This window comes from Cellulomonas biazotea (genome assembly GCF_004306155.1).
Classification (GTDB): domain Bacteria; phylum Actinomycetota; class Actinomycetes; order Actinomycetales; family Cellulomonadaceae; genus Cellulomonas; species Cellulomonas biazotea.
This window is the reverse complement of the sequence record NZ_BIMR01000153.1, coordinates 1-11,057: the sequence shown is the minus strand read 5'-3', so window position 1 is coordinate 11,057 and position 11,057 is coordinate 1. Positions and strand designations below refer to the sequence as shown.

Here is an 11,057-nt window from a genome sequence, read left to right as displayed (position 1 = left end):
GCGCGGCACAGCTCGACGCGGCGCAGGCGCAGCTCGACGCAGCCCGCCAGCAGGCGGAGGCGGCGGGCGCCGGCGCCGCGGCGAACGCGCAGCTCGCGGCCCAGCAGGCGCAGCTCGACGCGCAGCGCGCCCAGCTCGACGCGCAGCAGGCGGCCGTCGCCGCGAACCAGGCCACGATCGACGCCGGTCGCGCCGAGCTCGAGGCGCAAGAGCCGCAGCTCGACACCGCCGCCGCGCTGCTCGAGATGTCGGCGGAGATCCGCCTGGTCTCGGCCGACGGCAGCGCCGCGGTCACGCCGGTCACGTTCACCGAGGCCGCGATGGACCTCACGCAGGAGACGAAGGACGACCTGCAGGCCGCGTTCACCGTCGAGCCGATCGAGGGCGTCGACGTCGACTTCTCCGCGGAGATCGCGGGCGGCGTGCCGGAGCTGCTCGGGGTGGGCGAGGTCATCGGCGTCGTCGTCGCGGGCGTCGTCCTCGTCGTCATGCTGGGCACGTTCGTCGCCGCGGGCCTGCCGATCCTCACGGCCCTCGTCGGCGTGGGCATCGGCGCGCTGGGCGCGATGTCGCTGTCGGGCGTCGTCGAGATGGTGTCGGTGACCCCGATCCTCGGCGTCATGCTCGGCCTGGCGGTCGGCATCGACTACTCGCTGTTCATCATCAACCGGCACCGCCGCCAGCTCAAGCAGGGCTACGACGTGCACGAGTCGATCGGCCTGGCCAACGGCACGTCCGGCAACGCGGTCGTGTTCGCGGGTGCGACGGTCCTCATCGCGCTGCTCGCGCTCAACATCACCGGCATCCCGTTCCTCGGGCTGATGGGCACGGTCGGCGCGTTCTGCGTGCTCGTCGCGGTGCTCATCGCGGTGACGATGACGCCCGCGCTGCTCGCGCTCATCGGTCCGCGCGTGCTGAGCCGCAAGGAGCGGGCACGCCTCGCGGCCGCGGAGGCCACGGCGGGGGCCGACGGCCTCGTCCCGGCAGTCGCGCCGGCCAAGCCGCTGCGCGCCATGTCGACGCCCGCCGCCGTGCTGCGCGCGCTCGTCGCGATCGGTGCGCTGGTCGTCGTCGCGCTGCCCGCCATGGAGCTGCGCCTCGGCCTGCCCGACGGGTCGTCCGAGCCGCACGACTCCACCCAGTACCGCGCCTACTCGACGATCGACGAGCGGTTCGGCGAGGGCCAGAACGGCACGCTGCTCGTCGTCGCCACCCTCCCCGAGGCTCCGGCCGAGGGCCAGGAGACCGCGGTGCAGGCCGAGATCGGCCGGCAGGTCTTCGAGCAGGACGACGTCGTCGCGGTCGCGCCCATCGGGACGTCCGAGGACGGCACGACCGTCGCGTTCCAGGTCATCCCCGCCGAGGGGCCGACGAGCGAGTCGACCGAGGACCTCGTGCACACGCTGCGCGCGCTGACGCTCGACGGTGGCGTCGAGATCGGTGTCGCGGGCCAGGCCAGCGGCAACATCGACGTGTCCGACACGCTCGCCGACTCGCTGCCGACGTACCTCGCGGTCGTCGTCGGGCTGTCGCTCGTCATCCTGGTCATCGTGTTCCGGTCGCTGTTCGTGCCGGTCGTCGCGACGCTCGGGTTCATCCTGTCGTTCTTCGCGGCGCTCGGCGGGGTCGTCGCGATCTACCAGTGGGGCTGGCTGGCCGGCGTCTTCGGCGTCGAGAACCCCGGGCCGGTGCTGAACTTCCTGCCGACGATCCTCGTCGGCATCCTGTTCGGCCTCGCGATGGACTACCAGCTGTTCCTCGGGTCCGGGATGCGGGAGGCGTACGCGCACGGCGCGCCCGCGCGGATCGCCGTCGTCCAGGGTCTGCGGGCCGGCCGGTCCGTCGTCACGGCGGCCGCGATCATCATGATCGCCGTCTTCGGCGGGTTCATCTTCAGCCACGCGGCGATGATCCGGCCCATCGGGTTCGCCCTCGCGTTCGGCGTGCTGGTCGACGCGTTCGTCGTCCGCATGGTCCTCGTGCCGGCGCTCATGCACCTCGTGGGCGACAAGGCGTGGTGGCTGCCGCGCTGGCTGGACCGGATCCTGCCCGACGTCGACGTCGAGGGGGCCGCGCTGGAGCGTCGGCACCCGCACGAGCACGAGGCGGCGCACGTCGAGGAGCCCACGCCCACGCGCTGACCCTCCCGGCAGCACCCGCAGCACCGACTGCGCCGCCCGCCCTCGATCCCGAGGCGGGCGGCGCTGTCGTTCCGACGCGGCCCCGCGCCGGGTGCCGGGCACGGGCGTCGACGGTCGCGCGAGCCCTCACGGCGCGCGCGTGGTGCGGGGTGTCCGCGGGGTGCGGGGCGTCCGCGGGGCAGGGGCGTCCGCGGGGTGCGCGGCGTGCACCCGAGGGCGACGCTGGGAGGACCGTCCCAGCCGCGGGGGGTGCCGCACGTGGAGTGGTTCGACGCCGACGGGTACACGGTGGCCCGCGCGGTCGTGCAGCGCGGGGTCGCGGCCGTCTACGTCGTCGCGTTCGTCGCCGTCCTGCGGCAGTTCCGGCCGCTGCTGGGCGAGCACGGGCTGCTGCCCGTCCCGGTGTTCGTGCGGCGCGTGCCGTGGCGGTCGTCGCCCAGCCTGTTCCGGTGGCGGTACTCGGACGGGCTGCTCGTGGCGGTCGGGTGGGCCGGCCTGGTCGTCGCGCTGACGCTCGTCGCGGGGCTGCCGCAGGCCGGGCCTCCGTGGGTGCCGATGGTCGCGTTCCTCGTGCTGTGGGGGCTGTACCTGTCGGTCGTCAACGTCGGGCAGGTGTTCTACGGGTTCGGGTGGGAGTCGCTGCTGCTGGAGGCGGGGTTCCTCGTCGCGTTCCTCGGGTCGGACGACGTCGCGCCGCCCGTCACGGTCCTCGCGCTGCTGTGGTGGCTGGTGCTGCGCCTGGAGCTCGGCGCGGGGCTCATCAAGTGGCGCGGCGACCCGGCGTGGCGCGACCTCACGGCGCTGTACTACCACCACGAGACGCAGCCGATGCCCGGGCCGCTCAGCCGCCTCTTCCACCTGCTCCCCCGCCCCCTGCACCGCGTCGAGGTGGCCGCGAACCACGTGGCGCAGCTCGGCGTGCCGTTCCTGCTGCTGGCCCCCGGGCCGGTCGCGTCCGTCGGGGCGGGCGTGATCGTCGTGACGCAGCTCTGGCTCGTGCTGTCCGGCAACTTCGCGTGGCTGAACTGGCTGACGATCGTCCTGGCGTGCGCGGCGGTCGACGACCGGGCGTGGGCGGCGGTGCTCGGCGTCGTCGGCGTGGACGTCGTCGCGCCGGGTGGTTCCGCCGGGGACCCGCCCCTGTGGTTCGTCGCCGTCGTGCTGGCGGTGTCCGCGCTGTGCGTCGGCCTGTCGTGGTTCCCGCTGCGCAACCTGCTGTCCCGGCACCAGCGGATGAACGCGTCGTTCAACGTGTGGCACCTGGTCAACGCGTACGGCGCGTTCGGCTCGATCACGCGGCGCCGCACCGAGGTCGTGGTCGAGGGCACCCGGTCCGCCGACCCCGGCGCCGGGGCGCAGTGGCAGGAGTACGGGTTCCGCGGCAAGCCGGGCGACGTGCGCCGCCTCCCCCGCCAGTTCGCGCCGTACCACCTGCGCCTCGACTGGGGCATGTGGTTCCTCGGGCTCGGCTCGTCGACGCAGCTGCGCTGGTTCGTGCCGTTCCTCGGACGCCTGCTCGAGGCCGACCGGCCGACGCTGCGGCTGCTCGCGCACGACCCGTTCGACGGCGAGCGGCCCCGCTGGGTGCGGGCGCGGACCTACCGGTACCGGTACGCGCGCCCCGCCGAGCGGCGCGTGACGGGGCAGCGGTGGGTGCGCGAGGACACGGGGCTGCTCATCGACGCCCTGGACCTGGCGACCGTCGCGCGGCGCCGCTGAGGTCGACGCGCGGGCGTCAGGCCGATGCGCGCCGGACCAGGCGCACGACGTCCGACGTGAGGCGCGGCGGGGGCGGGGTGCCGTCGAGCCCCGCGACGACGAGGGCGGCGATGTGCTCGGCGATGCCCTCCTGGTCGGTCGTCACGGTCGTCAGGGGTGGGGCGGCGAGGGCGGCGGCGGGGACGTCGTCGACGCCGACGACGGCGAGCCCGCCCGGCACGTCGACCCCGGCAGCGCGCGCCCCGGCGAGGACCGCGAGCGCGACGTCGTCGTTGTAGGCGCACACCGCGGTGACGCCGGCCTCCCGCCAGGCCCGCACGGCGTCGGCGGCCGTGGCGGTGTCGGGCGGGACGGTGCGCACGACCGGCTCGTCGAGGCCGAGGTCGGCGCACGCGGCCCGGACGCCGTCGAGGCGCGGCTCGGCGAACCCGCGGACGCGGGGGTCGTCGGGGTCGGCGTACCCGAGCCGCCGGTGCCCCGCGGCGGCGAGGTGCTCGGCCTGCATGCGGCCGATGCGCTGCTGGGAGACCTCGAGCGACCCCTCGGCGGTGCCGGGTCCGCGCAGCAGCGCGACGGCCACGAGGACGCCCGCGGCGCGCATCGCGGCGACGTCGGCGGGGTCGAGGTCCTCCCAGGACACGACGGCGGCGGGCTCGATCGAGCGCCAGACGTCGGCGACGGGTCGTCCGGCGGCGCGGGGGTAGGCGAGGAGCGTGTAGCCGTGCGCGGCGAGTGCCGTGGACAGGCGGACGAGGGTGTGGGTGACGGCGGGACCGACGGGCCAGTCGGGCAGCAGGTAGAGGACGACGTCGGACCTGCCGCTCTGCAGGGCGCGCGCGGCGGCGGACGGCGCGTAGCCGAGGCGGGCGGCGGCGTCGAGCACGCGCTGCCGGGTGCCGTCGGGGATCTTCTGGTGCGGGGTGGCGTTGAGGACGTAGCTGACGGTCGTGCGGGAGACGCCGGCCTCGCGGGCGACGTCGACGCTGGTCACGCGGCGGGGCCGTGACTCGACGGGCATCGTGCTCCTCCTGGGCCGGGGTGCGGGTGCCTTGCCACCGGCGGACCGCTGTCCTACCGTACTGACACGCGCAAGTGACGCGCGTCAGTAACGCGCTCCGTCGACTCGGAGACCTCGACAAGAAGGTGCCGGATGACCTCCCAGACCGCGCTCGACCCCGCCGCGCTCGTCGCCTCCCTCCCGCTCGAGACGAAGGTCCGGCTGCTCACCGGCGCGACCGCCTTCACGCTCGCCCCCGAGGAGTCGATCGGCCTCGGCGAGGTCCGCCTGTCCGACGGCCCGACCGGCGTGCGCGGCCTCAAGTTCTCCGGCGGGCGCACCGTCGCGCTGTTCCCCAACGCGACCCTGCTCGCGTCCGCGTGGAGCGAGGAGTCGACGACCGAGGTCGGCCGGCTGCTCGCCGAGGAGGCCCTCGCGCAGCAGATCCACGTCGTGCTCGGCCCCACGATCAACCTGCACCGCTCCGTGCTCGGCGGACGCCTGTTCGAGGCCTACTCCGAGGACCCGCTGCTCACCGGCCGGCTCGCCGCCGCCTACGTGCGCGGCCTGCAGGACCTCGGCGTCGGCGCCTGCCTCAAGCACCTCGTCGCCAACGAGTCGGAGACCGAGCGCAACACCATGAACTCCGTCGTCGACCCCGCGACGCTCCGCGAGCTCTACCTGCTGCCGTTCGAGATCGCCGTCGACGAGTCCGACCCGTGGTCCGTCATGGCCGCGTACAACGACGTCAACGGCGTCCCCGCGACCGAGCACCACCACGTCGTCAACGAGGTCCTCAAGGGCGAGTGGGGCTACACCGGCCTCGTCATGTCCGACTGGTTCGCGACCCGGACCGCCGCACCCGCCGCCGCCGGCGGGCTCGACCTCGTCATGCCCGGGCCCGACGGCCCCTGGGGCGACGCGCTCGTCGCCGCCGTGCGCAGCGGCGAGCTCGACGAGTCCGTCGTCGACGACCACCTGCGCCGCCTGCTCGTCCTCGCCGCACGCGTCGGCGCCCTCGGCGACCTGCGGGACTACCCCGACGACCTGCCCGCCCCCGACAGCGCCGTCCGGCGCGAGCAGCTCACGCGCCTCGCCGCCGCCGGCATGACCGTCCTCACCAACGCCGACGACACCCTGCCGCTCGCGCGCGGCACCCGCGTCGCACTCGTCGGGCGGCACGCGCTCGAGACGATCGACATGGGCGGCGGCTCCGCGACCGTCAACCCGCCGTACCAGGTGAGCGTCGCCGAGGGCCTCACCGCGCTGCTCGGCGACGCGGTCGACGTCGTCGACGGCGTCGAGGTCCGCACCCGCCCCGTGCCCGCGCGGCCCGGGTTCGTCGTGGACCCCGACACCGGCCGGCCCGGCCTGCACCTCACGCTCCTCGCCGCCGACGGCACCGTCCTCGACGAGCGGCACGACGCGCCGTCGACCGTCATGGTCGGCTTCGACGACGACTTCCCGCAGGCCGTCGCCCGCGTCCGGTTCCGTGCCCGCGTCGCCGGCGAAGGCGCGCTCGAGGTCGGCGCGATCGGCGTCGGACGGTGGCAGGTGACCGCAGGCGGCACCGAGCTCGCCTGGACGCTCGCGACGTCCGGCACCGGGTTCGCCGAGGAGATGCTCGCGCCGCCGACCCGCACCGACCAGGTGCACGTGGGGTCCGACGCGGTCGTCGACGCGACCGTCGTGCTGCGCTCGTCCACCCGCAGCGTGACCGTCGGCGACGCCGACCCCGGCACCGACGCGGGCGCCGCCGCCGAGCCGCTCGCGGGCGTCGGGCTGTTCGGGCTCGTCGCCCGACCCGCCCCGGAGGCGGAGGACGACGTCATCACCCGCGCCGCGGCGGCCGCCGCGCAGGCGGACGTCGCCGTCGTCGTCGTGGGGCTGACCGAGGAGGAGGAGACGGAGTCCGTCGACAAGTCCACGATCGCGCTGCCCGGCGCGCAGGACGCGCTCGTGCGGGCCGTCGCCGCGGCCGCTCGCCGCACGGTCGTCGTGGTCAACGCCGCGACGCCGGTGCTCATGCCGTGGCTCGACGACGTCGACGCCGTGCTGTGGGCCGGGCTCCCCGGCCAGGAGGGCGGGCACGCCGTGGCCGCCGCGCTGCTCGGCGACCAGGAGCCGACCGGCCGCCTCGTCACGACGTTCCCCGCCGCCGACGGCGCCGCACCCGCGTGGTCCGTCACGCCCGTCGACGGCGACCTGGAGTACACCGAGGGCCGGTTCGTCGGCTACCGCGGCCACTGGGCCGACCGGGCGCCCGCGCCCGCGTTCTGGCTCGGGCACGGCCTCGGGTACGCGACGTGGGAGTACGCCGACGCGACGCTCGACACGGACGGCGACGCCCCCGCGGTGACCGTCACCGTGACCAACACCGGCGCGCGCACCAGCCGCGAGGTCGTCCAGGTCTACCTGGAGCCCGCGTCGTCCGACGAGCCCGTGCGCCTCGTCGGCTGGGCCGACGCGACCGTCGACGCCGGGGCGTCCGCCCGCGTCACGGTCACCGCCGACGCCCGCATGTGGCGCCGGTGGGACGAGGCCGCGGGCGGCTGGTCGCGGCTCGCGGACGGCGGGCGCCTGCTCGTCGCACGCGGGCTGGGCGACGTGCGCGCGACGCTCGCGCTGCCGACGGCCTGAGGTCGGCGACGCGGAGGACGCGGACGGCGCGCTCGACGCGCTCGACGCACGGGCGCCCGGTCGGGGACGCCTCCCCGCCCGGCGTCGTCACGTCGTCGCCCGGCCCGACCCTCCCGGGCCCGCGGACGTCACCAGCGGGGCTGCCCCAGCGTGACGAGCAGGTCCTCGTGGAGCTGGAACCAGACCGCGTGGTACGAGTCGGTCGAGTCCGTGAGGTGCTGCCGCGCACCCGCCTGCGCGAGCGCGAGGGCGTCGCCGAGCCGCGTCGCGTAGAGGCCGAACCGGGGCAGCGCCAGCGCGAGCGCCGCCACCACCGGCTCGGCGCGCGAGTCCAGGTCGACGAAGGCGACCAGCACCCGGTCGTCGTAGCCCGCGTCCGTGTGGTCGTTCGTCGTCGGCACACCGTCGACCGTCCGCAGCTGCCACGCCGAGCACAGGTCGAGCAGCTCCGGGTTGAGCAGCAGGAACTCGTCGAACGCGGCCTGCACGACGCCGCGCGCGCCGGCCGCGTCGAGCTCGGCGGCGACCCGCTCGGCGTCGGCCGTCCGGCCCGCCTCGGTCAGGCCCCACCCGCCGAGCACGCCGCCCTCGCGCGTGACCAGGCCGTCGACGGCCAGGTCGATGAGGTGCGACTCCACGTCGTCGTCGGGCAGGCCGGCCGCGTCCGCGATGCGCGAGAGCGTGGCGTGGCCGACGCAGCGCAGCGTGTGGAGGACCAGGAGGTCCGGGCTGGTGGCGTGCGGGTCCGGCACACGGGGATGCTAGCCCCGTGACGTGGACGTTCGGCACCGACACGGCCGCTGGTGCGGCCCGCGGCCCTGCCACGGCGTCGACCGTCGAGCCCCTCCCGGGCGTCGACGAGGTCGGTGGCAAGGGCCACGGGCTGCTGCTGCTCACGCGCCTCGGCCTGCCGGTGCCGCCCGGGTTCGTCGTCGGGACGTCCGCGTGGCGGCGGTGGCGGGACTGGCGGGCGGACCAGGCCGCGGGACCGGCGGACGGGCCGGGCCGCTCGGCCGGCGGGACGACGGTCAGGCCCGGCTGGACCGGCGGGACGGCGGACGCGTCGACGCTCGTCCTGCCCGACGACCTCCGCGCCGAGGTGCGCGCCGGGTTGGCGGGCCTGGAGGCGGCGACCGGCCGGCGCCTCGGCGGCACCGCGCACCCGCTCGTCGTGTCCGTCCGGTCCGGGGCGGCCGTCTCGATGCCCGGGATGATGAGCACCGTCCTCGACGTCGGCCTCACGCCCGACGCCGCGCGCGCGCTGGCCCACGAGACCGGGGACGAGGGGTTCGCCGCCGACTGCCGCGCACGCCTGGAAGCCGGCTGGGCGGCGACCGTCGGACGCGGACCGGTGCCGGACGACGCGACCGCGCAGGTCGAGCAGGCCGTCGCCGCGGTCCTCGCCTCGTGGGACACCCCGCGCGCCCGCACCTACCGCCGCCTGCACGGGATCGACGACGACCTCGGCACCGCCGTGACCGTTCAGGCGATGGTCTTCGGCAACCGCGACGACCGCAGCGGCACCGCCGTCGCGTTCTCCCGCGACCCGTCGACGGGCGAGCCGGAGCCGTCGGGCGACCTGCTGCTGCGCCACCAGGGCGAGGACGTCGTCGGCGGGACCGCGCGGACCCGCCCGCTCACGGACCTCGCGACCGCCGCGCCGGAGGCGTGGACCGACCTGCTCGACGCGCTCGACGTGCTGGAGCGGCACCACCGCGACGTCGTCGAGGTCGAGGTCACCGTCGAGCAGGGGCGGCTGTGGGTGCTGCAGGTGCGGCGCGCCGTCCTCGTCGGTCGGGCCGCCGTCCGGGTCGCGGTCGACCTCGCCGACGCGGGCACGACCGACCGGTCCGAGGCACTGCGCCGGGTCTCCCCCGCGCTCGTCCGGCAGGCCGTCACGGCCGCGCGGCTCGACCCCGCTCACCCGCACGACGTCCTGACGCGCGGCACGGGGGCCAGCCCGGGGGTCGCGACGGGACGCGTCGCGCTGACCGCCGACGCCGCCGTGCGCCTCGCGACCGACGGGCCGGTCCTGCTGGTGCGCCCCGAGACCAGCCCGCTCGACCTGCACGGCCTCGCCGCGGCGGCCGGCGTCCTCACGGCCCGCGGCGGGGCGGCCAGCCATGCGGCGGTCGTCGCCCGGTCGCTGGCGCGGCCGGCGGTCGTGGGGGCGTCGGCCGTCGAGGTCGACGAGCACGCCGGGGTCGTGCGGGTCGGTGCACGCGTGCTCGCCGAGGGGGACGTCATGGCGGTCGACGGGTCGGGCGGGGAGGTCGTGGTGGGCCTCCCGCACGTCACGACCGGCACGGACGACCCGTACGTGCGGCGCCTGCTCGCCTGGGCCGCGGACGTCGTCCCGGACGCGACCGGTCTCGACGGCCCCGACCTGCTCGCCGCCGCCCGCACCGCCCTGGACGCGTCGACGGCCGGGTGACCGCGTGGCGGTCAGGACGCGCGGCCGCCCGTGTCTCGCCCGGGCCGCGCGTCCCGGTGGGGACGAGCGCCCCGCGGCGACGTCCCGGGACCCACCGCCGACGCCCGTCAGAGGTCGCACGTAACTCTCGCCCCCACCGCGACACTTCCCGGTGTGAGCACGAACGACGCCCCCGACCTCCCGGTCCCCGACCGCCCGCCGGTGACCGGACCGGCGGCGGCCGTCGCACCAGGGCGTGACGCGGGCGCCGCAGACGCACCGGAGCGCGACGCGGGCACGACGGACGCACGGACTGCCCAGCCGGACACCGTCCGCTTCGCCGCCCTGTGGGACCGGTACGCCGCGCGCGTGCAGGCCTACGCGCTGCGGCACGTCGACCCCGACACCGCGCAGGAGGTCGTCTCCGAGACGTTCCTCGTCGCGTGGCGACGGCTCGTCGACGTGCCCGGCGAGCCGCTCCCGTGGCTGCTCGTCGTGGCCCGCAACACCGTCGCGAACCACCGCCGCTCCCACCACCGGGCACGGCTCCTCGCGCACGAGGTCGCGCGGCTGGAGCTGGTCGTCCCACGGGCGGTCGACGCCCCCGACCGCGTGGTCGCCGAGCGCGACGCGCTCCTGCGGGCGCTCGCCCGGCTCACGGCACGCGAGCGCGAGGCCGTGCTGCTGGTCGCGTGGGACGGCCTCGACCCGTCGCAGGCCGCCGAGGTCGCGCGCTGCTCCCCGACGGCGTTCAAGGTGCGGCTGCACCGCGCCCGACGCCGCCTCGACGCGGCCCTCGCCGCCGACGACGAGCCGACCGCACCGCCTGCACGGACCCCACCGACCCCACCGACGACGGCGGCCACCGCCGCCCCCGCGAGAGGCTGACCATGACCACCGACCCGACCCCCGGCGCGGGCACCGCGACCCTGACCCGTCACGCCCCCGTCCTGCCCGTCGACCCGACGGGACTCGATGCGGCGCGGCACGCGACGTTCGCGCGGCTCGACGTCGTGGACGCCGCGCCCGCCCCCCGGCGCACCGCCCGTCCCGCGTTGCGCTGGGGCCTGGCCGCCGCGAGCGCAGCCGCACTGACCGTCGCGGGCCTGACCCTGCCCTCGCCGGGCGACCCGGCGGCGTTCGCGGG

Annotated in this window: 8 protein-coding genes; 6 read left to right on the top strand and 2 right to left on the bottom strand. The window is 76.5% G+C overall.

The annotated features are described in order from the left end of the window. Window positions 1-2,141 (top strand): MMPL family transporter (locus CBZ_RS10860; RefSeq protein ID WP_130781567.1); only part of this gene is annotated, 2,141 nt, incomplete at its 5' end. A 258-nt stretch (window positions 2,142-2,399) separates the two neighbouring features. After that, window positions 2,400-3,860 (top strand): lipase maturation factor family protein, encoded by a 1,461-nt coding sequence (locus tag CBZ_RS10855; protein WP_130781566.1) that lies wholly within the window; start codon window positions 2,400-2,402, stop codon window positions 3,858-3,860. Window positions 3,861-3,876: 16 nt separating this feature from the next. Here the strand turns inward: CBZ_RS10855 and CBZ_RS10850 are convergent, their stop codons facing one another. Then, window positions 3,877-4,878 (bottom strand): LacI family DNA-binding transcriptional regulator, encoded by a 1,002-nt coding sequence (locus CBZ_RS10850; RefSeq protein WP_130781565.1) that lies wholly within the window; start codon window positions 4,876-4,878, stop codon window positions 3,877-3,879. 132 nt (window positions 4,879-5,010) lie between these two features. On the opposite strand from CBZ_RS10850, the gene CBZ_RS10845 reads away from it, so the two are divergent. Next, a complete protein-coding gene (locus tag CBZ_RS10845; RefSeq protein ID WP_130781564.1) occupies window positions 5,011-7,497 on the top strand; it encodes a beta-glucosidase family protein in 2,487 nt (828 codons plus the stop codon). 128 nt (window positions 7,498-7,625) lie between these two features. Here CBZ_RS10845 and CBZ_RS10840 read toward each other — a convergent pair whose 3' ends face one another. After that, the gene (locus tag CBZ_RS10840) at window positions 7,626-8,249 is read right to left on the bottom strand and encodes a PCI domain-containing protein (protein ID WP_130781563.1); all 624 of its coding nucleotides are present in this window, start codon (window positions 8,247-8,249) and stop codon (window positions 7,626-7,628) included. A gap of 17 nt (window positions 8,250-8,266) precedes the next feature. Here CBZ_RS10840 and CBZ_RS10835 point away from each other — a divergent pair, with 17 nt between their 5' ends. The 3 genes from CBZ_RS10835 to CBZ_RS10825 form a co-directional block, all read left to right on the top strand. Continuing rightward, on the top strand, window positions 8,267-9,931 hold the full coding sequence (locus CBZ_RS10835; protein ID WP_130781562.1) for a PEP/pyruvate-binding domain-containing protein: 1,665 nt from the start codon (window positions 8,267-8,269) through the stop codon (window positions 9,929-9,931). A 153-nt stretch (window positions 9,932-10,084) separates the two neighbouring features. Continuing rightward, window positions 10,085-10,798, top strand: coding sequence for an RNA polymerase sigma factor (locus tag CBZ_RS10830; protein WP_246013275.1), 714 nt, complete (start codon window positions 10,085-10,087; stop codon window positions 10,796-10,798). Window positions 10,799-10,800: 2 nt separating this feature from the next. Continuing rightward, window positions 10,801-11,057: hypothetical protein (locus CBZ_RS10825; protein WP_218022754.1), on the top strand; the 257-nt coding region annotated here is incomplete at its 3' end.